Source organism: Segatella baroniae B14 (assembly GCF_022024235.1).
Lineage (GTDB): Bacteria > Bacteroidota > Bacteroidia > Bacteroidales > Bacteroidaceae > Prevotella > Prevotella bryantii.
Map to the genome: position 1 here is coordinate 1,414,009 of NZ_CP091799.1, position 24,266 is coordinate 1,438,274.

General features: G+C 44.9%; 17 protein-coding genes. 5 read left to right on the forward strand and 12 right to left on the reverse strand.

Features of this window, described 5'->3' with window-relative positions; genetic code table 11:
- Window positions 1-17: 17 nt before the first annotated feature.
- From L6469_RS06000 to L6469_RS06035, 8 genes are all read right to left on the reverse strand, one after another.
- Complete coding sequence (locus L6469_RS06000; protein WP_006282278.1) at window positions 18-1,064, reverse strand: o-succinylbenzoate synthase; 1,047 nt, start codon at window positions 1,062-1,064, stop codon at window positions 18-20.
- A 25-nt stretch (window positions 1,065-1,089) separates the two neighbouring features.
- On the reverse strand, window positions 1,090-1,911 hold the full coding sequence (menB, locus tag L6469_RS06005; RefSeq protein ID WP_006282277.1) for a 1,4-dihydroxy-2-naphthoyl-CoA synthase: 822 nt from the start codon (window positions 1,909-1,911) through the stop codon (window positions 1,090-1,092).
- 64 nt (window positions 1,912-1,975) lie between these two features.
- On the reverse strand, window positions 1,976-3,664 hold the full coding sequence (gene menD, locus L6469_RS06010) for a 2-succinyl-5-enolpyruvyl-6-hydroxy-3-cyclohexene-1-carboxylic-acid synthase (RefSeq protein ID WP_006282276.1): 1,689 nt from the start codon (window positions 3,662-3,664) through the stop codon (window positions 1,976-1,978).
- A gap of 17 nt (window positions 3,665-3,681) precedes the next feature.
- Complete coding sequence (locus L6469_RS06015; RefSeq protein ID WP_006282275.1) at window positions 3,682-4,767, reverse strand: isochorismate synthase; 1,086 nt, start codon at window positions 4,765-4,767, stop codon at window positions 3,682-3,684.
- Between the two features lie 10 nt (window positions 4,768-4,777).
- Window positions 4,778-5,197: a PaaI family thioesterase gene (locus L6469_RS06020; protein ID WP_006282274.1), complete on the reverse strand. Its 420-nt coding sequence runs from the start codon at window positions 5,195-5,197 to the stop codon at window positions 4,778-4,780.
- A 52-nt stretch (window positions 5,198-5,249) separates the two neighbouring features.
- A complete protein-coding gene (locus L6469_RS06025) occupies window positions 5,250-5,933 on the reverse strand; it encodes a hypothetical protein (protein WP_039870338.1) in 684 nt (227 codons plus the stop codon).
- A 115-nt stretch (window positions 5,934-6,048) separates the two neighbouring features.
- Complete coding sequence (locus L6469_RS06030) at window positions 6,049-6,537, reverse strand: low molecular weight protein-tyrosine-phosphatase (RefSeq protein WP_006282272.1); 489 nt, start codon at window positions 6,535-6,537, stop codon at window positions 6,049-6,051.
- 149 nt (window positions 6,538-6,686) lie between these two features.
- On the reverse strand, window positions 6,687-8,717 hold the full coding sequence (locus L6469_RS06035; RefSeq protein WP_006282271.1) for a M13 family metallopeptidase: 2,031 nt from the start codon (window positions 8,715-8,717) through the stop codon (window positions 6,687-6,689).
- Between the two features lie 218 nt (window positions 8,718-8,935).
- On the opposite strand from L6469_RS06035, the gene lysS reads away from it, so the two are divergent.
- The 4 genes from lysS to L6469_RS06055 are packed head-to-tail and all read left to right on the forward strand — an operon-like array spanning window position 8,936 to window position 13,798.
- Window positions 8,936-10,666: a lysine--tRNA ligase gene (gene lysS, locus L6469_RS06040; protein ID WP_006282270.1), complete on the forward strand. Its 1,731-nt coding sequence runs from the start codon at window positions 8,936-8,938 to the stop codon at window positions 10,664-10,666.
- A 24-nt stretch (window positions 10,667-10,690) separates the two neighbouring features.
- Window positions 10,691-11,689: an NAD(P)H-dependent glycerol-3-phosphate dehydrogenase gene (locus L6469_RS06045; RefSeq protein WP_006282269.1), complete on the forward strand. Its 999-nt coding sequence runs from the start codon at window positions 10,691-10,693 to the stop codon at window positions 11,687-11,689.
- Between the two features lie 16 nt (window positions 11,690-11,705).
- Window positions 11,706-13,064 carry a glucose-6-phosphate isomerase gene (locus L6469_RS06050; RefSeq protein ID WP_006282268.1) on the forward strand — a complete coding sequence of 453 codons (1,359 nt, stop codon included), beginning with the start codon at window positions 11,706-11,708 and terminating at the stop codon, window positions 13,062-13,064.
- Complete coding sequence (locus tag L6469_RS06055) at window positions 13,064-13,798, forward strand: HAD family hydrolase (protein WP_006282267.1); 735 nt, start codon at window positions 13,064-13,066, stop codon at window positions 13,796-13,798. Before L6469_RS06050 ends, L6469_RS06055 begins: the two co-directional genes overlap by 1 nt.
- Before the next feature lie 76 nt (window positions 13,799-13,874).
- Here the strand turns inward: L6469_RS06055 and L6469_RS06060 are convergent, their stop codons facing one another.
- Both L6469_RS06060 and L6469_RS06065 read right to left on the reverse strand, forming a co-directional pair.
- Window positions 13,875-14,075: a hypothetical protein gene (locus L6469_RS06060; protein ID WP_006282266.1), complete on the reverse strand. Its 201-nt coding sequence runs from the start codon at window positions 14,073-14,075 to the stop codon at window positions 13,875-13,877.
- A 291-nt stretch (window positions 14,076-14,366) separates the two neighbouring features.
- Window positions 14,367-19,058 carry a RecQ family ATP-dependent DNA helicase gene (locus L6469_RS06065; RefSeq protein WP_006282265.1) on the reverse strand — a complete coding sequence of 1,564 codons (4,692 nt, stop codon included), beginning with the start codon at window positions 19,056-19,058 and terminating at the stop codon, window positions 14,367-14,369.
- Window positions 19,059-20,062: 1,004 nt separating this feature from the next.
- Here L6469_RS06065 and L6469_RS06070 point away from each other — a divergent pair.
- A complete protein-coding gene (locus tag L6469_RS06070) occupies window positions 20,063-22,174 on the forward strand; it encodes a Tex family protein (RefSeq protein WP_006282264.1) in 2,112 nt (703 codons plus the stop codon).
- 1,113 nt (window positions 22,175-23,287) lie between these two features.
- Here the strand turns inward: L6469_RS06070 and L6469_RS06075 are convergent.
- Both L6469_RS06075 and L6469_RS06080 read right to left on the reverse strand, forming a co-directional pair.
- Window positions 23,288-23,836: a hypothetical protein gene (locus L6469_RS06075; RefSeq protein WP_006282263.1), complete on the reverse strand. Its 549-nt coding sequence runs from the start codon at window positions 23,834-23,836 to the stop codon at window positions 23,288-23,290.
- Between the two features lie 182 nt (window positions 23,837-24,018).
- Window positions 24,019-24,264 (reverse strand): DUF4248 domain-containing protein, encoded by a 246-nt coding sequence (locus L6469_RS06080; protein WP_006282262.1) that lies wholly within the window; start codon window positions 24,262-24,264, stop codon window positions 24,019-24,021.
- Window positions 24,265-24,266: the final 2 nt, after the last annotated feature.

Sequence of the window (24,266 nt, forward strand, 5' to 3'; positions counted from 1 at the left end):
ATAAATCCCGATGCTTTTTATTCACGATACCACAACTGATCTCCTTCTATGTGCAGTGGCATATCTATATTATCAGTAAATAGTTGTCCCGTACCTAATCCCTGTGGCATAGTAACAGCTGGACCATACGTCTTAGCACAAAAATGTGCTATGGCGTTCAAGCCAATATTACTTTCAAGAGCACTCGTTATCCAACTGCCGATGCCCCGTTCTGTGGCCAAACGAATCCATTCTTCACTGCCAAACATAGCTCCATGCAAACTTGGTTTCAGAATAATATACTGTGGACGGATCGTATCAAGCATTTCAGCCTTCATCCCCGGCATATTGACACCTATCAACTCCTCGTCAAGAGCTACAGGGATAGGACTGGCTGCACAAATCTGAGCCATTTTACGCCATTGATGTTGTTTTATCGGCTGTTCTATACTATGAATATCATATTTAGCAAGTGCATGCAGACGACTCATCGCATTTTCAGGGGTAAAACCGCCATTAGCATCGACACGCAGTTCCACTTGCTCCTTGCTGAAACACGCACGAATATGCTTTATCAAATCGAGTTCCTGATCAAAATCAATAGCACCGATTTTCAACTTAACACATCGAAAGCCTTTATCTAGTTTTTCTTGTAAACGGGCATACATTTCATCAAAACTGCCCATCCACACCAAACCATTTATTGTAATACCCTCTTCACCTCTTCCAAAAGGAGTATCAAAGAGTTGGCTTGAACCATTCGCATTCCACTGAGCCAATGCTGTTTCTAAACCGAAGAGCATACTTGGATAAGGACGCCACATATCATAATTAATCTGCCCCGTAGCGCAAAAAAGGTCACAAAGAGAACGGAGTGTACGCGCATAGGCATAATCCGACCCCAGTGTATCGCAACTCAAATCGGGTAATGTCGCACATTCACCTATACCCTTTACCCCCGGTTTGCTATCAGATGTAAGGGTAAGAAAATAACTATGGCGAGTAGTATAGACGCCACGAGAAGTACCGGCAGGATGCTTGAAATGGAGCACCCTATCGGTTATATCAATATGAAATTTTCCCATATTCTCGAAAACGAATAATTAATATTTATGGGAATTTAGGATATTTATCAAAGTCTGGTTTACGTTTCTCCAGGAATGCACGTCCACCCTCTTGAGCCTCATCCATGGTATAATATAATAAGGTAGCATCACCTGCCAATTCTTGGATACCAGCCTGACCATCAAGTTCAGCATTAAAGCCAGCTTTCATCATACGGAGAGCCAACGGTGAGCGCTCCATCATGGTTTCAGCCCACTCTACACATTCATCCTCAAGTTTGTCAAATGGTACTACTTTATTCACCATACCCATCTGCTCAGCTTCTTTTGCCGAGTATTGCTTGCATAGATACCATATCTCGCGAGCCTTTTTCTGTCCTACTAAGCGAGCCAGATAAGAAGCTCCCAAACCGGCATCAAAACTACCTACCTTAGGACCCGTCTGGCCAAAGATAGCATTCTCGCTTGCAATAGTCAGGTCGCAAACCACGTGGAGCACATGACCTCCACCGATAGCATAACCGTTAACCATAGCGATAACAGGCTTTGGCAAACGTCTAATCTGCATCTGTACATCAAGTACATTCAGACGAGGCACACCATCGCCGCCTACATAACCGCCACGGCCCTTTACATGCATATCTCCACCTGAGCAGAAAGCCTTGTCACCAGCACCGGTTAGCAGCACTACCCGAATATCAAGACACTCACGACAATACAAGAAGGCATCGCTCATCTCTTTCACTGTCAGAGGTGTGAAAGCATTACGATAACGAGGACGATTGATCGTAATTTTTGCAATGTGATTGTACTCTTCAAAGAGGATTTCCTTAAAGTCGAATCCCTCTATTTTTTTCCATTCTCTCATTGTATATTTTTTTATTATATTTCTGATTAAAGATATATGTTATTATCTGTAGTCTCCGTTGGAATTATAAGCTAAAATACGCTTTGAGCGCTTCTACATCTGTATCTTCCTGCGTAAAGACTTCGAGTACTACGGGGCGATTCGTCTGCATGGTGAGCAGCTGTACGATGCCGAGCTGCATCTCTTCCATATTGGTAGCTTTCAGATAGCCACAGTCGTTCTGGGTACAGATACCCTTGGCTTCGCTATGATGGTATCCCATCACCATACGGTCACGAGCTGCGCTCTTACGCAAGCCATCAAACTTGCCGAAGATACCACCACAGTGATTATTGAGTATGATTACACGCAGATTACCTTTCAGATTCTGATTCCACAGCGCATTCTGATCATAGAAGAAACTCAAATCGCCCAATACACAGAATACGATATCGTCAGTAGCTGCCGACATACCTGCTGCGGTAGAGAGCGACCCCTCGATACCATTCACCCCTCTATTGCAATATACATAGTCGTCTGCATAGATATTAGCCAGACGAATGGCAGAACTATTGCCATATTGCAACTTATAATCGTACATCATATCTTCAAGCTGTTCGTGCAGATATTTCACAGTGGCTGTTGAAGAATATCTTGGTTGATAGTTAAGTGTGCACGATGATGCGAGTTGCAGGGCATGATGCCACATCTCGTGATAATTCTTTCTCTCTATAGCCGATGGCGATGACGACTCGCTACTCTCTATTGTACCGAGCTTCTCAAAAGCATGAACCAATTCACCGAGCACTTCTGCAGCAGTAGCCTCGATAACGCCATCAAGATGCATAAAGGTATCGTGTATTGCACCCTCTGCATTAGCGGTCCATATTTCGGCATTCTTAGTAGAACGCAAGAACTTTTTCAGACGCTTACTAACCAGGCAGTCGCCCACGTAAATGACCTTATCGGGGCGTAACTCCTCTTGTTCTCCCACCATAGCCAGCACTTTTTCAAAGTGGCTATTGGCAATACGACCAGGACTCAACGACTCTTTCAGAATCACGACAGACTTACTTAGAAGCTGTAGATCTATTCCCTGTAAGGCTTCCTTAGGTAGCTGACCGATAACGACCATCGGACGGTTCGCCGTAGTAAAGTGATTAGCCCATTCTGTTAAAGCAGTCTGATTTCCCTGTGCAAAAATACTATTGATAATATGCTCATCGGGCAACTGCTCCACGGTATATTCATAGAGCGGTTCTGATAAAGGCACATTGATATGTACAGGTCCACCCTCACGAAGACGACACGCTTGCAAAGCCTCGTTGATGAGTCGATTACAATACCAGTGTTCATCATCGGTGTGGGGTTCCGGCAGATTTACCACCTTCTTCACCAACTTACCCAACGCATCTGGCTGTGGTAAAGTCTGTCCGTCAAGCTGATCTATCCACATAGCCGGTCTGTCAGCACTGATTACGATAAGAGGCAGATGCTGATAATAAGCTTCGGCTACTGCCGGACAAGTATTCAGCAAGGCGGTACCCGATGTAACACAGAGCACTACAGGCTGCTGTACCTGCTGACAAATACCCATAGCAAAAAAGCCAGCACTTCGCTCATCGGTAACCGGATAACACTGTATCTCGTCACATTCGTTCAGATTGTGTACAATAGGCGAATTTCTGCTGCCAGGACAAACCACAGCATGCTCGACACCTGCTTTAATCAGCAACGAAGTTAATATATTAACACTTACTTTACTACTATACATATTTCTTACTATATCTTTTATCGTAAGAGTGCAAACATGGTCTGCATCTTTTGTTTGGTCTCTTCAAATTCCTTCATATCCGAACTCTCTTTCAGTAATCCCCCTCCTGCATAGAGTTCGCAAGCGCCATCACTAATCTGCATACAGCGAAGGGTTACATAGAGATGCGTATGTCCTTCGGGATGTAGCGGACCGACAAAGCCGCTATAATATTTTCTAGGCGTATGTTCGTGAGCAAGGATAAACTGCTGGGCTTTTTCTTTCGGCATACCACACACGGCTGGTGTAGGAAACAACTGACTGAGCACACTTCCGAAAGAATGATTGGGCGACAGATGGAAATGAAAATCTGTACGAAGATGCACCAGATTGTTGGCATGCACTGTATACGGACCTTTCATTTGAAAGTCATCACTGCAAGGACGCAGTATATGCTCTATATACGAAGTCACGATCTGCTGCTCTTCGATATTCTTGGCCGACCAATAGTCTATAGGGGTATCATCTGCCGCCTCTTTCGATTGCGACATACTTTGAGCCGCCATCGTACCAGCAAGAGCCATCGTTTTCCATTCCTGTTTACCACCCTTGAGCAATATCTCTGGTGTAGCCATGAGCCAGGTACCCGACTGCTCCATACTGACGAGTGCCACAAACAGATGGGGATAACGATGACATGCTTCCATAAACATCTGTTCAGCATCAGCATGCTCGCCAACCACCTTACTTTTTCGAGCCAGGACGATTTTGTCAAAATGCCCCTCAGTTAACTCATGATGAAAACAGGCAAAGTCTTTCGCATAATCTTCCCATTCAGCATCACTATCCCAAGAGGGCATAGTGCTATCAGCAGTCCGACATACAGCAGTCTCTGCATGATGACAAGAAGAGTCCGCTGCAGCTGGCAGCCTCATCACCTTGACGACATCTGGCTGCATCAACAGAATAGGACATTCTTCCGAAGGAGAAAAAGGAGCAAAAACGAAACCCTCCCTTCCATCGAGAGCTTCAACAGAAGGGATGATAAGAGGCGTACCCTGCGTCTGAGCAAGATAGGTATAACTGTCTTGGTGGGGTAAACGATATAACGCGTATTGAGCCATCGCCTACCCTTTATTTATCATGTCTTGGAGTTAACACATAATTAGTTACATGCACGGTAGAGATAAGATCACCCTCTTCGTCACGTATTTCTACCTGCCACTCATGCAGTGTTCTGCCTTTATGCTGCAAACGAGCCAAAGCTGTAACGGTACCACCATAAGTTACGGCTTTAACATGACTACCAGCCACATGAATGCCCACAGATATTTTACCAGGACAGAGGGCCAAACTTCCGATACCTGCGACATTCTCTGCCAAAGCGAGCGAAGCACCACCACTTAAAAAGCCAAAAGGCTGCTTATTACTGTCGTTTACCTCCATTTTGGCCATAACAGTATCAGGTTCAGGAGTCGAAATAAACTCCATACCGAGGGTACGAGACAACCCCGGAGTACTGTTTACTATCTCTTTTTGTTTTTCTATATTCATTGCAAATGTCTTCTTTTATGCAAAGATAACAAAAAACAAGAACATGAAAAAATTATTCGTGTATCAGATTGCCTTTGTTATCAAGATATCCTACAACTTTCTTGTTTATCGTAGCTTCAAAATAGGGATATTCGTCACGTAGTTCTATATCATCGTAAACGAAATCTGCCACTACAGAGTTTTTACCATCGGGCAAAACCAAACCTAATTTTCCGCCTTTTTCCACAATAACAGGCATAAGCGACAAGTCGTCTACATAGACATAGCAGGTACGCAAGAAGTCATATTCGGCAGGTATGAGCACCTTACCTTCATGGTCTTTAAGTCCGAATTTTCCGTTTTCCTCGAAAAGTTGATGAAACTGGATATACGTATGCTTAATGCGATTGAGATAAAATGCTACTTTACGTGTATTCTTGATAAAATCTACCATATACCGATAAGTATCGCAATAATTAGCGATAGCTCGTGCCAACACGACCCGAAAATCGAGCCCACTTATGGCCTTACGGTTGAAGTCTATATAGCGGGCTATTGACTTTTCACGCTCCGGTATGGTCTTCAAGCTATTCAGTTGCTCGATAAAGCGCTCCATAGCCCGTTTAGTACCACGCATACCCTTAATGTAGCGATGAATCTGGCGATCCATCTCTTTACATACAAATTTATCTATTTCTTGTCTTTCTATTGGATCTGTATAGCGATCTTCAAAGTTTTCTTGAGTTATTTTTTCCATGGCGTTACCTCCTTTTTGGCCAAAATTAGGAAATTCCACTGAATCTACCAAATTTTAAGACTAAAAAAACAGACCTGTACCTTCATGGTGTTGTAAGGTCCAGTATTCACGAACTTCATTTTCCTGTAAAGAGCTGTTTCAACAGGCCCTGGCAACCGTCTTCTATGAGGTCGAGGGCAAGTTCAAAATCTGCCATTCCGCCATAATAAGGATCAGGCACAGTGCTGTAAGTAGGGTGATGCTCGAAATAATCAGCCATACGTATTACCTGGTTACGCTCTTTCTCATGATGAGCCTGACGGGTAATATTCTTATAGTTTTCCTCATCCATGACGACGATATAATCGAAACGGTCAAAATCTGATGAGGCATCAAACTGGCGGGCGATATGCGAAATATCCCATCCGCGCTGAGCACCGGCCTGACGCATACGCTTATCCGGCAAATCGCCTATATGCCAAGGACCTACAGCTGCAGAGTCTATCAAGAAACGATCGGTCAGTCCGGCGTCGTCTACCATTTTCTGCAACACCGCATTGGCTGCAGGAGAACGACAGATATTGCCCAGACATATAAATAATACAGTTATCTTACCTTTTTTCATCTTTCTGTTATATTAAATGATCAAACCTGAAAACGAACACTTTTCATGAAACAGATGCAAAGATACTAATTTTCTGATGAACACAAAAAAGCCCCACTCCAGAAAATACTCTGCAATGGGACCATCATATACTTTATTATTTTTCTCTCTTACCAAATATGTGCACGCTTTTCTTTTGGCACATACAGTTTATCACCGGCCTTGATACCGAATGCATCATACCATGCATCGATCATAGGCAGAGCTGCATTAACACGCTGCTCGTTAGGTGAGTGTACATCACTATTAACAATATAAGCTACAAACTGAGGAGCGATATTGCTGGCCCATACACGACCATATGACAAGAAGAAGCGCTGTGCTGGTGTGAAACCATCAATATCCTGTGCAGGTGTATTCTTCAAGGTGTTCATATAAGCACGATAAGCTACATTGATACCACCGTTGTCACCGATATTTTCACCAAGCGTCTTCTTACCATCAACCTTCAGACCAGGAAGAGCCTCCTGTGCACTAAACCAGTCTACGAGAACCTGAGTACGACCATCATAATTCTTCTTATCCTCTTCGGTCCACCAGTTGGCCAGATTACCATCCTTATCATACTGACAACCCTGATCATCAAAACCATGACTCATCTCATGACCGATAACAGAACCGATACCACCATAGTTAGCAGCATCTTCTGCATCAGCATCAAAGAATGGAGCCTGTAAGATAGCAGCAGGGAAGTTGATACTGTTACGTGATGGGTCATAGAAAGCATTAACCACCTGAGGGTCACAAGCCATTTCGTGCTTATCTACATCCTTATGCCAGTGCTTCTCCAACTCACGCTTACGCAAGGCCGGAATCACCTCATCATAGTTGGCACGGATGCTCTTACTCTCATCGATCTGCACATATTCGTCCATATTCTGCCACTTATCAGGATAGCCGATATTAATGATCATGCTATTGAGCTTTTCGAGCGCCTTAACCTTTGTAGCAGCAGTCATCCAGGTGTTTTCCTCGATACGCTGAGCAAAAGCCTTCTGAAGATTCTTAACCAACTCCAATGCGCGCTGCTTACTGCTCTCTGGGAAGTATTTAGCTACATAAAGTTTTCCGATAGACTCTCCCATCAAACCCTGTATAAAGGCTACACCACGCTTCCAGCGAGGCTGCTGTTGCTTTACACCATAGACTGTTTTAAGGAACTCGAAGCTACGGTCATTGAAAGCATCAGACAAGACACCAGCAGAAGAACGGATGACACGAGACTCCAGATAAGCCTTCAGTGAGAACAAGTCGGCCTTAGCCAAGATTTTCTCCACTTCGTGTATAGGTTCAGGCTGACCTACATCGACGGTATCGATATCAGCAGGATAACCATAAGCCTGGCCGATAGCCTTCCAGTCTATACCGGCAAACTCTTTCTGCAACTGTGCATAAGACATCTTGTGGATATTGGCCTTAGGGTCGCGCACCTTATTCTGGTCATAACTTACCTTAGCGATCTGACTCTCGATAGCCCATACAGCCTGCATCTTCTTCTCAGCAGTAGCCTCGTCATTGCCTACCATCTTGAAGAAGTCTTTTACCAAACTTTTTTGCGCTGCCACGACAGCCTTCTGCTGCTCGTTAGGCTGAGTATAATATTCAGGTTCAAGACTGATACCCCCCTGCGTTACACCGAATATATATTTAGAAGAGTTTTCAGAATCCTGACCAAGATAATAACTAAACATTAAGCCACCATATCCCTTAGCAGCCAACTCATAAGTAGTCTGCAGATACTGCTTACGGTTCTTGATAGCCTTCACCTTATTCAGCGCCGGAACAATAGGCTCATAGCCCATTTTGTTACGAGCCACACTGTCCATATAGAGACGATACAAAGCACCGATCTTCTGACCTACAGTACCCTTCTCCATCTTTTTGGCAGCATACTCCTTGACCAAGTCGCGAATACGATCATTGTTCTGTTCTTCCAAATCCATGAAAGCACCATTCTCCGGGTGCACAGCGTCAAGTGGATGAGATTTAAGCCATCCACCTACAGAATAGCGATAAAAGTCATCACCAGCCTTAACCGACAAGTCCATATTGGCCTTATCTACAGCTGGTTTCAATGTTGTCTGTGCATTTGCAGCCAAAGCGGCAAAGACAAAAGCAACGCCTAAAAAATTTTTTTTCATATTGTTGTGATTAACTATAAATAAGTTGATGTTTTGGTTCTCTCTTGATAAATTCAAGACACAAAGGTATATATATTTTCAATAAATACAAAATAATTGTTCAAAAAAGTGAGAATCTCTTTTGATTGACATATATCATAAAATTAAGATAAAAGGATACGGCTTTCGATTTAATTTATTACCTTTGCGGTGTATTTGAAAATTTTCGAAAATTAGATATGAACATTTTAGAGTTAAGTGAACAGGAAATTGGCCGTCGCCAAAGCCTACAGGAGTTGCGTGATATGGGCATCAACCCTTATCCTGCAGCAGAATTCCCAGTTAATGCACATAGTACTGAAATTCGTGATGAATTCAAGGAAGACGAGAAGCGCGAAGTAATTATCGCTGGTCGTATGATGTCTCGCCGTGTAATGGGTAAGGCCAGTTTCGTAGAGCTTCAGGATTCTGAGGGTAGAATCCAGGTATACGTTACCCGTGATGACATTTGTCCGGGTGAGGATAAAGACTTATATAATAAGGTTTTCAAGAAACTACTCGATATTGGTGACTTCATTGGTATCAAGGGTTTCGTTTTCAAGACTCAGACTGGTGAGATTTCGGTACATGCTCAGGAGATTACGCTCCTTTCCAAGAGCTTAAAGCCACTCCCAATCGTAAAATATAAAGATGGTGTCGCATATGACAAATTTGACGACCCAGAGATGCGCGCACGCCAGCGTTATGTAGACCTCGTGGTTAACGATGGTGTAAAGGACACTTTCCTCAAGCGTGCTGTTGTACTTCGCACCATGCGTGCCTTCTTCGATGCTCAGGGCTACACAGAGGTTGAGACCCCTATCCTGCAGTCTATCGCCGGTGGTGCCAGTGCCCGTCCATTCATCACTCATTTTAATGCGCTCAACATCGATATGTACATGCGTATCGCTACCGAGCTTTATCTGAAGCGTCTTATCGTAGGCGGTTTCGATGGTGTATACGAAATCGGTAAAAACTTCAGAAATGAGGGTATGGACAAGAACCACAACCCTGAATTTACTTGTATGGAGCTTTATGTGCCATACAAAGACTATAACTGGATGATGAGCTTCACCGAGAAGTTGCTCGAAACTATCTGTGTGGCTGTCAACGGCAAACCAGAAGTAGAGTATCCTGACGGTAAGGTTATCAGCTATAAGGCACCTTTCCGCCGTCTTCCTATCCTCGAAGCTATTCAGGAGAAGACCGGTTTCGACTGCAATGGCAAGACCGAAGAAGAGATTCGTGAGTTCTGCCTGTCTAAGGGCATGGAAGTAGATGAGACCTTCGGTAAGGGTAAACTTATCGACGAGCTCTTCGGTGAGTTCTGCGAGGGCACCTTCATTCAGCCTACATTCATCACAGACTACCCTGTAGAGATGTCTCCTCTTACGAAGATGCATCGTTCTAAGCCAGGTCTTACCGAGCGTTTCGAGCTTATGATCAATGGTAAGGAGTGTGCTAATGCTTACTCTGAGCTGAACGACCCTATCGACCAGGAAGAGCGTTTCATCGAGCAGATGAAGCTTGCTGACAAGGGTGACGACGAAGCAATGATCATCGACCAGGACTTCCTCCGTGCTTTACAGTATGGTATGCCTCCTACATCAGGTATCGGTATCGGTATCGACCGCTTGACGATGCTCATGACAGGTAAGGAGTACATTCAGGAAGTAATGCTCTTCCCACAGATGAAGCCAGAGGCTAAGATACCTCAGAGTTCTATTAAGGAATGGGCTGAGCTCGGTGTTTCAGAAAACTGGGTTTACGTATTGCGTAAGGCAGGTTTCAACCTTATCAGTGATATTAAGGACGAAAAAGCTCAGGGTCTGCAGCAGAAGATAGGCGAAATCAACAAGAAATATAAACTGGGTTACGACAAACCTAGTGTTGATGATATCCAGAAATGGATAGACCAAGCAGCAAAATAAAGCTACAAACTAAAATCAGTAGTAGTGTTTGACGTAGGAAAAATAGCGATTATCGGAGGTGGCAGTTGGGCAACCGCCATAGCCAAGATAATAGTGGGGCATACTCACCATATCGGTTGGTATATGCGTCGTGACGACCGTATAGAAGACTTTAAGCGTCTGGGCCATAACCCAGCTTATCTGTTGGGTGCACGCTTTAATATAGACGAGATATACTTCTCTTCTGATATCAACACGATAGCCGAGGCCTATGATACCTTAGTATTCGTTACTCCTTCGCCTTATCTGAAGAATCATCTGCGCCGTCTTAAAACTCGCCTGCAAGACAAGTTTATCGTGACGGCCATCAAAGGTATCGTGCCAGATGAAAACTTGGTATGCTCCGAGTATTTTCATCAGGTTTACGATATACCTTATGATAATATAGCCTGCATAGGCGGTCCGTCTCACGCTGAGGAAGTAGCTCTTGAACGACTCTCTTACCTCACCGTGGGATGTCAGGACCTAGAGAAGGCCAAAGCCTTCACCCGTGTATTGGCCAGCGAATATATCAAGACGAAGACATCGGCAGACGTGGTAGGTATCGAGTATTCCTCTGTATTGAAGAATGTATACGCCATAGCAGCCGGTATCTGTAATGGTCTGAAATATGGCGACAACTTCCAGGCTGTGCTCATCAGTAACGCCGTACAGGAAATGAACCGATTCCTCAATACGGTATACGACCTTAAAGAGCGCAACATCTACGATAGCGTATATCTGGGCGACCTGCTCGTAACGGGCTATAGTAACTTTAGCCGTAACCGTACCTTTGGTACCATGATAGGCAAAGGATACTCCGTGAAAAGTGCGCAGATAGAGATGGAAATGATAGCAGAGGGATACTTCGGCACCAAGTGCATGAAGGAGATTAATCGGCACATGCACGTTAATATGCCCATACTTGACGCCGTATACAATATATTATACGAACGTATAAACCCACAAATAGAGATAAAACTTCTAACGGACTCGTTCCGCTGATAAAACCGTAAATAATATGCAAAATATCAACTTAGACATTACAAAGGCTGCACAATTCCTCAGTGAAGGCGCAGTTAAGGCTTATGAGTCAAAGGTAAAAGCAGCACAGGAAGCTCTAGAAAACGGCACCTGCCCTGGTAACGATTTCCTCGGATGGATTCACCTTCCATCAGAGACAACAGAAGCATTCCTCGATGAGGTAGAAGCTACTGCTAAGGTGCTTCGCGAAAAGTGCGAGGTAGTCGTTGTGGCCGGTATCGGTGGTAGCTACCTCGGTGCACGTGCCGTTATCGAGGCCTTGGGCAACTCATTTGCCTGGTTAGTTAATGATAAGAAAAATCCTACTATCGTGTTTGCTGGTAATAACATCGGTGAGGATTATCTCGCTGAACTTACCGATTACCTCAAGGACAAGAAGTTTGGTGTTATCAATATCTCTAAATCTGGTACTACTACCGAGACCGCATTAACATTCCGTCTGCTTAAGAAGCAGTGTGAAGACCAGATAGGCAAGGAAGCAGCTAAAGAGGTTATCGTGGCTGTTACCGATGCTACTAAGGGTGCTGCTCGTGCAGCTGCCGATAAAGAAGGCTACAAGACCTTCGTTATTCCTGATAATGTAGGTGGTCGATTCTCTGTACTTACTCCTGTAGGTCTGCTCCCTATCGCTGTGGCAGGCTTTGATATCAAGGCACTTGTTAAGGGTGCTGCCGATATGGAGAAAGCTACCGCTGTAGATGTACCTTTCGAGCAGAATATCTCTGCACTGTATGCTGCCGTACGTAATGGTCTCTATGCTGAAGCTGGCAAGAAGATAGAGATTGTAGCTAACTTCCAGCCTAAGTTACACTTCATGGCTGAATGGTGGAAACAGCTCTTCGGCGAAAGCGAAGGTAAGGATAATAAAGGTATCTTCCCTGCAGCTTGCGATTTTACGACCGACCTACACTCTATGGGTCAGTGGATTCAGCAGGGCGAACGCTCTATCTTCGAGACGGTAATCTCTGTAGAGCAGCCTAACAAGAAACTTCTCTTCCCTCACGATGATGAAAATCTCGATGGCTTGAACTTCCTCGAAGGCAAGCGTGTAGACGAAGTTAACAAGATGGCCGAACTCGGTACTCGCTTGGCTCATGTCGATGGTGGCGTACCTAACATCCGTATCAGCATGCCTGAACTCAACGAGTATTATCTGGGTCAGCTTATCTATTTCTTCGAAAAGGCTTGTGGTATCAGCGGTCAGTTGCTCGAGGTTAACGCCTTCAACCAGCCTGGTGTAGAAGCTTACAAGAAGAATATGTTCGCACTCCTCAACAAACCTGGTTACGAGGCTGACAGCAAAGCGATTCAGGAGCGTTTAGCACAAGAAAAATAATGTTTGAAAAAGAAATTAAAACATACATAGAAAGACACGGCTTTGAGGCATTTACCCCCAAGGCCGTTCTTTTTGATATGGACGGTGTGCTCTATAACAGCATGCCTAATCATGCCGTAGCCTGGCAGAAATCGATGACCGACTATGGTATCCACATGACGGCCGACGATGCCTATGCCACCGAGGGTGCGCGTGGTGTCGATACGATACGCTACATGGTAAAACAGCAGAAGCATCAGGAGATTAGCATGGAGAAGGCGCAGGAGATGTACGACCTGAAAACACGCTATTTCCATGAGATGCCTACAGCGCCTATCTTTGACGGTGTATACGACCTGATGCGCCAGATTAAGGCTTCCGGACTTACGATCGGCATTGTCACGGGCAGTGGTCAGCGTCCGCTTATCAAGCGACTGCTCGATAACTTTGGCGAATTTCTGGATGAAGACCATATCGTTACGGCTTATGATGTGCAACGGGGCAAACCGTATCCCGACCCTTACCAGATGGGACTGGCGAAGGCGGGCAACCTAAAACCGTGGGAAGGTATCGTAGTAGAGAATGCTCCACTCGGTGTACGTGCGGGTGTAGCTGCTGATATCTTCACGATAGCCATCAACAGTGGTCCGCTGGCCGACGAGGTACTTCTACGTGAGGGTGCCAACATTCTTTTCCAAAAGATATCCGAACTATCCCTGCACTGGAGCAAGCTTATGGCTGCAGCAGGAAAATAAATACTATATCAAGAGGTGCAAGGTATGCATAACAGCAACTTTGCACTTTTTTTTTGATTGCCAAAATACTTTTATTTCATCCCCTTCCAACGCACAGCACAATCCACTGTGATGGTGAGAGGGTGAAAGCATTCAGACCTGCCTGACTCTTAAACCCCTCGAATTCGAAGAGGTTAAAATGTCGATACCGTTGACCGTCATTGTCCGGATATTCACATCCTTTACCGTTATCATATTCCTTTTTGCCATCTTTATTTGATTTTTTACTATTCGTCAATAACGGATATATCCTCCTGCCTAAGCAGGCTATACAAAAATACGAATAATTCCCGAACCAGCGTGCATTGTACCGATGTTTTCACGAAAAAAGGGTCCTTTATATTGCAAATTCTCCGCTTTTCCGAAATACACACTACACACGATTATCATCATTTACAGCGAAATTTTACAGCCATAAAATTTACAGCCATAAAATTTCAAGTACATTTTAATAGATACGCTGCTCTCATCGAACTACAGAACATACCAGCATTGGAGCGCATTATTCCCCCCGACAACACACGATATTTCATCCCTTTTTCGACAGCACCAAATTCGCCAAACACACCGCATATTCGATATAGGCACCCTGTGGTTTCCAGGCCAAGGTATAGCTTACTTTAGCACTTGTCACGTCATAACCTTTATCTGTCCATGCCTTCAACTTATCCTTACCTGATGCAGATAGGGCGATGATATTGCTACCCTTCGCATTCAGCAGGTAACCGTCTTTGTATTGCAGACCGTCACCACTCCTTAGATGCAAAACCATCTCTTTATGCCCTTTGAAGAAGTCTAGCCATACATCATGCATATTGAGTGCCACGCAAATAGAGGATGAATTAGCGAGGGATGTTGTGACAAGATAGAGATTATGTTTGGCACGTGTGAGTCCTACATAATAAGAACGCATATCGCTCACATCCCTGCCATCGGGTACTGGCGACAGCAGATACACCGTATCAAACTCCCTACCTTTGGCCTTATGGATGGTGCTAACAAAGATAGACTTCTCGTCAGCAGCGATAAAGTCCTCGATGTTCGATTCAAAGATATACTCACACAAATCGCTTCTATATAGTGAACTATGGGTCTCTTCAAAATCAACAAAGAAACGCTTCATGACGCTTAGACAGCTACTGCCTTTATACATATCAAGTGTACGGCGTTTAGCCTCTTTCCACTTTTCCTTGGGGATGGTTATATCATCCTTACCTATTTGCTTGAGAAAGTAACGTACTTCAGCTAAGTTGCCAAAGCGGAACCCACCCATCGACTGGGCAACGGTGGCGCGCAAGCCACGCTTCTGCAGTTCGTAAGCCACCTGCATGGTCTCTTCATTGGTACGTGTCAGAATAGCTGTGGTGCCATGCACTTCTATCTCTGCTTCGAGAAGAGCCTTTAATGCTATCACCTTTCCCTCGTTGCCTGTAGCAGACAGGATTGGAGTGCGTTTCATACGGTCTGGAATGCGCTGCACAAAACGGTTGGCGCAATCGACGATGGCCTTGTCGGAACGATAGTTTTCTGTCATCTCGTACAATTTAGTGCCTTCTAGTTCGACAAGCGACTGCATGTACCGCGAATCAGAACCACGGAAGGCATAGATATTTTGGTCATCGTCGCCAACTGCTATCACGCGCATATCCTCATTCTGTTTCATCAATGACCGAACCAATCGGAAATCATCTTCTCCCATATCCTGGGCTTCGTCGATAACCAGCACGCTCTTGGCAATCTTGGATGCTTCCACCTCGCCTCGTTCTATCATCTCCGCAGCCAGACGGACAACATCCTTAGCTTCGTCCAGATTACCCTGCTTACCAATCAAATCGAAGCTATATGAATGAAACGTCTTGATATCCACGAAATGTGCCGCATTGCCCACCAAAGCTATGAGTCGTTTCTTGAATTCGGTTGCAGCTGCCCGTGAGAATGTAAGCATCAGCAACTGTTCGTGCTTCACATCCTCCAATAAGAGAAGAGAAGCCAACTTGTGCACCAAGACTCTTGTTTTGCCGCTGCCAGGTCCTGCTGCTACTACTATATATTTCGATAGTTTGTCATCAATAATTTCACTCTGTCGATTAGATAGTTGGCCAAACAATTGGTTATATTTGGCTGGCGTGATGTTCAGGTCAATCTGCCCTCGTCTATCTTCCTTGAAATACAGATTGATAAACTTGCGGAAATCCATTGTGAAGTAATCGTTGACAAAGCGTAGTGCAGCCTGATAGTCACGCACCATCAGGTTGGCATATTCACCCACGATATGAATCTGACGAATGCGTTGTTTGTAGAATTCGTCCAGCAGTCTGTATTGCTCTTTACCATAGCGGGCACGACGGTCTACCAGTCGACCAATCTGCATGGTGTTATAAATAACAATAAAGCCGCCCTCTATCTTCATCAGATCAGTCTTAGTAAGATACAAAAGTGCTTCCTCAATATCGGGTATGGTTGGCTTTTCCTTATCAGCAAACATCTCCTGCTGTTGGCGAGCCACAAACTGTTGCAACAATTCTACTTCAGAGAAGTTTACCAGCGATTGGTCTTTGCTCGTATCACGACATTTGCTTAGAATCTCGACGATGAAACGGCTGATGTCTCTACGCTTTTCAAAACGAGCCATCGTGACTTCCATTGTAGATTGCAATCGCACACACACACTATCGCTGAATCCATGTTCTTGTTTATGGATATACCCCTTTAACGACAGAAAATGGAGCAACATCCGCAGACGTTTGACAGTTGAATATGTGAGTCCTGCCTTTTGTGCCTCTTCGTTCAGTTCCTTATAATTAATCCTTTGCGCTTCAGTTTTGAAACATTGCAGAAGAAACTGCTCCAACTTCAGAATGATGTCAAGATTACGAATGGATGTACTCTTCGACACCCAAGCCTGCATATCACGGGTGTCGGCCAGCAAACCTTCCTGACGCATCAGATTAATGTTTCTGATAACAGACTCCTTGCTCATGCCAAGGATGTCTGCCAGATAGTCCACGCGACTTTCAGCTTCTTCTCCTCTACCTTCATCGGTGGCACGAGCACTGATAAGCGACTTGATAATTCGTGTTGCATCCTCGCGAGACTGCTCGTCAAAGAGTGTAGAGACCGTCAGCTTTCGGCGGGCCTCATCCATGTTCTTAACGGCTATTCCCGTTGCAAACACATGGGGCGAATTGCTACCTCGCTGTATGAACCCAGCATTCTCCAGTGCGGCAATGGCTGCTTTGACACGTGTTTCAATATCTTCGATCTCATCGCCCCATCCGGCTTGTCGGGCTATCTCCAACGGCGAACAACTCACATGGTCTCTTTTGGCCGTAATCGCCTTGATAGCTTTCCATACCTGCTGAATCTCGCTGATACTGAGCTTGGTCTGGTTCAGCAAGATGAAGTGCTTATCGAGGTCGCTATCGGCATAGAGCACATAGCATTCTGCCTCCATATTCGGATCACGCCCAGCGCGCCCAGCTTCCTGCACATAGTTTTCCAGCGAGTCACTGATATTATAGTGAACCACCAAACCTACGTCTTTCTTGTCAACCCCCATTCCGAAAGCAGAAGTGGCAACAATCACTTCTACCTCACCACTCATGAAGGCATTCTGGTTCTTAACTTTGTCTGCCGCCTCCATCTTGCCGTTGTAGGGCAATGCCCTTATGCCGTCTCGTTCCAGATGTTCTGCCAAATCTCGGGTGCTGCGGGTTCGGGATACATAGACTATCGTAGGACAGTTATGCCCCAAAATCAACGAGCGCAGCAGGTTATATTTCTCATCTGCAGTATCAGCGTGAAGTACGGAATAGCGCAGGTTTTTTCTTTCTGCATTGGCTGCAAATACCTTCAGCTCTACACTAAGTTTCGCCCTAAAGTAGTCACAAATATCGCTGACAACCTTTTGTTTGGCTGTTGCGGTAAAACACGAAATGGCGATAGGCTGAATCTGATGTTTCTTTTCTTGTAACTGCCGGATGAAATCTCCGATATACAGGTAGTCCACCCGGAAATCGTGCCCCCAGGCAGAGAAGCAGTGGGCTTCGTCTATCACGAATCGTACTACATCTCTACTTAATAGCAGTCGCTCGATGGTCTTGCTGCGCAGCATCTCCGGCGCGATGTAAAGCAGGTTGGCGGTTCCTTCTGCAACTTGCTGTATGGCTGTTGCCCGTTCGATAGGGTCTAAGAGTCCGTTGATGGTGACAGCCTCGCTGATGCCTCGTGCAGCAAGGTTATCTACCTGGTCTTTCATCAAAGACTGTAATGGTGATATCACCACTGTCAGGCCGTGAGTATTTCGTCCAGCCATCAATGCCGGCAGTTGGAACGTCAGACTCTTACCACCGCCTGTAGGGAATATCGTCAGAATCGATTCGCCACGGATAGCAGCCTCTACAGCCTGCTGTTGCATAGGAACACCATCGAAGGTACGGAAGTTGTCATATCCGAAGAATTCCTTCAATCCCTGATGGGCATCCAGGCGCTGACGGCAATAGGCGCAATCTCCACAAGAAGTATTACACAATAGATTCATCACGTTGATTACTTGCGGATAGTTGCGTAGCACCCAGGCTGGCGTGATAGAAAAGATATCATCTGCACCAATCACTGCCAAGCTGTAAGCCAGTTCTATTGGGTACTGCTTCACCAACATGTCGAAATCTGCATGGCTACAAACCTTTCCCTCATACTCTCTGAGAATCAGACCTGTCAAGTCTGTATGTACTTTCAAGAGTCTGTTCCAAAAAGAGTTTCTTGAAGGCGAACTATATCCAATGTATTTGAAGAATCCTTCAAACTCATTCGTCTCGTGGAGAAGTCGATAGTATAGCTCTTTTCTGTCTGATGACAATTGATTCCACGCATTGATTTCATCATTCAGCAAATCACGAGCTTTCATGGAGTCGTTCACCGGATTGTTCAGCTCATCTACTTGCAGCTTATCATCTTTCACCAAATGATGGTAAGGCCGCTTAGGAAAGAGCAACGGGGAAAGAAACAAAGTATCAATGATAATGGGATTGCCCCTCAACGAGGTGTATTTCAAGTCGTGCCCAATAATATTATGTCCGCATACTGCATCACATTCTGACACAAAGACATCAAAATCGGCCTTGGAACTGGTGTGCAACACGGCTCCATCCTCCCTTGCTGCTCCGTAATCTGCCACCTTCTTCGTTTGCGGGTTAACTTCAGTATCAATGAATACTATCATCCTTGTTTTGTTTCTTTGTTAATTACGTTCTAAGAAAACGATATCATCACATCTCTACAGACGCTCTGATTGTCAAATAGCGCTATTTCATCATGTTCACCATCCATGAAAGCTTTTCATGCTATACATTATTATATATGAGTGCAAAGATAACGATTTTTTAGTAAAAAAGGAACTTTAGGCTACGAACATGTTCGCAGAAAGGACAATTTTGTCTTAGAGTATTCGCGCAAATGGCTGAAACAACATGGCGGAAAGCTGCAGAGAACGGCTAAGTGTGACACTTTTATGTGGAAAGTTCTGTACGAATAATCAACGGAAGTGACAAAAATCCTACACATTCTGCACGATTTTCGTGAAAAAAATGTGTAACTTTACTGCCGAATTGAAATATGTAGAGAACAAAAAAATTCTTGCTATCCTAATGGGATTATTCTTTAAAACGAAAAATTCTCTAGTCGAACAACAAGGCACGACATAAGTAGAAGCCTATAAGTGCTTATTATCAGGCATTTGAACGTTCACTTACTTTCGAAATATTTTCGAAAATTAGCCTTGTACCGATTAATGCTTTTCGTGGATTACCGTTGGCACGTGGGAAAATAGATTCAGCGTGGAAAGATAGACTCTGCGAGGGAAAATAAATTTTACGTGGGAAAATAAATTCAGCGTGGAATGATAAATTCTGCGTGGAAAAGCAAACTCTGCGAGGGAAAGCAGACTCTGCGTGGAAAGATAAATTCTGCGAGGGAAAATAAATTTTACGTGGGAAAGTAAATTCTGCGTGGAAAAGCAGACTCTACGAGGGAAAGCAGACTCTGCGTGGAAAAATAAATTCTGCGAGGGAAAATAAATTTTACGTGGGAAAGTAAATTCTGCGTGGAAAGATAATTTCTGCGTGGAAAAGCAGACTCTGCGTGGGAAAGTAATTCTACAAGGGGAATATAAATTCTACATGAGAAACAAATCTCATTTATGGAATAATCAGCAAGTATAAATACACGATGGAAAAAAATCTATTTACAGACAAAATCGCCCGCGAACTGGGATTAGCCGCTCAGGGCGTAGATAATACTATCGCACTGCTCGACGAAGGTTGCACCATACCGTTTATTTCCCGATACCGCAAGGAGCGCACGGGGAATATGGACGAGGTGCAGATAGCTCACATCGCCGAAATGCTCGCCAAACTGAAGGAGCTGGCTAAGCGCAAGGAGACGATTCTGAAATCGATAGACGATCAGGGTAAACTTACCGATGAACTGAAGAAGCGTATTGATGCTACTTGGGAATCGAGTGAGCTCGAAGATATCTATCTCCCTTACAAGCCTAAGCGCAGAACGCGTGCCCAGATTGCCCGAGAACTGGGACTTGAACCGCTCGCTATGATGATTATGCTTAATCAGGTAAGAGACGTGGAAGGGTCTGCCCAGCGATTTGTCAAGGGCGACGTAAAGAGCGTAGACGATGCTATTAAGGGGGCTGAGGATATCATCGCCGAAATGGTTAGCGAAGACGAACGGGTTCGACAGAATGTGCGCTCTGTTTATCGACGTGAAGCGACGATTACGTCTAAGGTTGTCGCCAAGATGAAGGACGACGAGAAAGCCCAGAAGTATAGCGATTACTTCGACTGGAGCGAACCGCTGAAACGCTGTACCTCTCATCGACTGCTCGCTATGCGCCGAGGTGAAAACGAAGGTATTCTGCGCGTTACTATCGCTGCCGATGATGAAGAATGTACCAATCGTATCAAGCGAAACTATCAATATAATAAGTATATTAACGAGGCTATCGACGATGCCTTTAAGCGACTCATCAAGCCTTCGATGGAGACTGAATTTGCCGGTCTGAGCAAAGAGAAGGCCGACGAGGAAGCTATCCATGTGTTTACGGAGAACCTTCGACAGCTGCTTCTTGCCGCTCCGCTGGGTCAAAAGCGTGTGCTGGGTGTAGACCCGGGTATCCGTACGGGCTGCAAGATAGTATGTATCGATGCTCAGGGCAATCTGCTCCATCATGAGGTGGCTCATATCGCCAACCAGCGCGACACGGCCGAACGACAGCTCGTCAAGCTTGTCAACGACTATAAGCTCGAGGCTATCGCTATCGGTAACGGTACGTATTCGCGCGAGGCGTCTGACTTTATACATGGACTGCATTTCGACCACGAGGTGCAGATCTTTGTGGTGTCTGAGGATGGTGCTTCGGTGTATTCTGCCTCGGAGACTGCCCGTGAGGAGTTTCCCGACCAGGATGTTACGGTGCGTGGTGCCGTGAGTATCGCCCGACGACTGATGGACCCGCTGGCCGAACTGGTGAAGATTGACCCTAAGAGTATCGGTGTGGGACAGTATCAGCACGATGTAGACCAGAGTGCGCTCAAGAAATCGCTCGACACGACCGTGGAGCTCTGTGTAAACTCGGTAGGTGTCAACCTGAATACAGCCAGCAAGCACCTGCTTACGTATGTCAGCGGTCTCGGTCCTGCGTTAGCCCAGAATATCGTGAATTATCGTAAGGAGAATGGTGCCTTTACCTCTCGTGCCCAACTGAAGAAGGTGCCTCGCCTCGGTCCGTCGGCTTATGAGCAGTGTGCCGGATTCCTCCGTATACCTGAGGCCAAGAACCCGCTCGATAACTCGGCTGTGCATCCGGAGAGTTACAAGGTGGTAGAGCAGATGGCCAAAGACTGCGGCTGCAAGGTTATCGACCTGATGAAGAATGCCGACTTGCGCAAGAAGATTGATATCAGGCGATATGTTACTGACAGCGTGGGTATGCCTACCCTGCAGGATATCATGAAGGAGCTGGAAAAACCGGGACTCGACCCACGTGATAAGATAGAGGTATTCGAATTTGATAAGAATGTGCATACCCCGGAAGACCTTATCCCGGGCATGGAACTGCCTGGTATCGTGACCAACATTACCAATTTTGGTGCTTTCGTCGACGTCGGTGTACACCAGGACGGACTGGTTCACATCAGTCAACTGGCCGATAAGTATATCTCAGACCCTGCCGAGGTGGTAAAGTTGCATCAGCATGTACGCGTAAAAGTGCTCGAAGTAGACTTGCGCAGACATCGCATCAGCCTCACCATGAAAGGATTATAAAGAAAATTAGAGCCCTGAATAATAGGGCTCTAACTGTATATTATAGGATATATCGGGACAATAGTTGGATAACTATATATTAAATTACACATAAAATACATGGTAAATTACTATTCATATTCCATCTAAGTAATCAGATAAAATCAAAATCAATAATAGATGGCAAAGAGCTAGATGCTCAAGAGTTTGAGAATGGAAAATGCTTCTGAAGTATTAGCACAGGAAACTGTATTCATAGCTAAGACACACTGTACAGAAAAAATTATTGCTTAAAAGATTACCTATAAAACCCAAAACTATCATAAACCAAAAAACACGAAATAACAATTCCAAACGAGCTGCTGGGGCTCTTAATGACTCATATTTTTTAGAATATAATTCGTTCTACAAACGAAAACACTCTATCATTTTACAATGACTTAAAAACCTATGTTGTAACTTCTCTGCACGCCCGATAGTAACCGTCAACCTACACTAGTACGTTAGTGCGAAAAGTGCGATATTGTCTGCTCGCCTAAGGTCGAGGGTATCTGATATCAGATAAATAAACCATAACAGACAAAACCATAACTGATAAACAAAACATAACTGACAAAAACATATCAGACAAACAAAACCAAAAATAAAGAAGCCACATAGATGGATATACGTTTGTGATAAACAAAAAAGAAGCAATCTATATCATTAAAAGATTGCTTCTTCCCTTTTTCATGGCTTCTCATTTTTACGGCTTGAGTATTTTACTACTCCCCCGCTCTCTCATGGCTTTATTATTAGATTGGCTTCTCAAGGCCTATAGTCTCTTCATTCGCATGATTTCTTCATTCGCATGGCAGACGAATATGTGATCAGATGAATGCGAAATGCTGATTTTGTCTTCAGCCTAACTCGCTTCTTTTTAAATCGCATGGCAGAAAATTTTGCTAGCTGACTGATTCGAAATGCAGACGAATTCGCTTTCTGATTAATTCGCTTTCAGACTTACTTGCTTCTTCCTCATTCGAATGGCAGATAAAATCTACTTTCTAATAATTTCGAAGCACCGATTAAATCACTTTCTGACGAATTTGTTATCAGATGCTTTCGAAGCATGGATTGATTTCGAAGCGCAGATCAGAATTCCTTACCATCGTCGTTTGAAGAGCTTCCGCCAGTTGAGCCGCCAGTTGAACCACCCGCATTACCACCAGCAGTTGAACCACCAGCAGTTGAGCCGCCCGCATGCGTATTGCCACTCTGCGCGCCACCTGCAGCCAGACTGCCCACTACCAGACTTGCCCGGCGAACGGTGGCATCGAGCGTAAGACTCGAATTGCGAAGATCGCCCGTGGCACGCGCTCTGAGCTTAACATTAGCGATATTGTTGGCAGCAGAGAAATCCTCCTCCTTAGCTGAACCCTCACGATTCTTGATGCCACATGAGAAAATGGCCAAATCGTCGATTTTCACATTCTTGCCAGCCAATATCTGCTCCTTGATACACTTCACCATAGACTTGAGCACACCCAGGCACATCGCCTCTGAAAAACCACTGTTGTGCTGCTCCATATGCTTGGCCAGAGCTGCCAGGTCCATGGTCTCCTCTACTACCGGATAAGCATAGTACTTACCGAATGCTGAACTCTTCTTGTTCTTGTTTTGCTTAAGAATATACTTTATCATCACTTATGTATTTATAGATAAAACATTATCGATTAAGCTGTTGCCAGGAAGCCTGTCTTCGGGGCGCCAGCCGCATCGTATAAACCACTCTGATTTACATAGGCAAAGATACGACATCGGCAGAGTACAGACATACGAAACCATACGATGCTAACCGATAGCGGAGCTTATAGCGAGAAGCGTTACGGTTCGCCTAAGTAATCCGTGATCATCGCCACCTCTTTAGGTGTAAAATACTTGGCCGTCTTTACATATCCGCCAGCCTCGAGTTTCGACCGGAGCTCCTTACAGCGGGTAATCCAGGCCATGAGATGGTTCAGGGCGGTGTGTCCACTGCTGGCAGCGGGAAAATAGAGCAGTGCCAGCTCACTCTTGCCGTATGCTCTTACGGCGAAATTAGTATCATGTTTACGGTTCATATCCATCATAG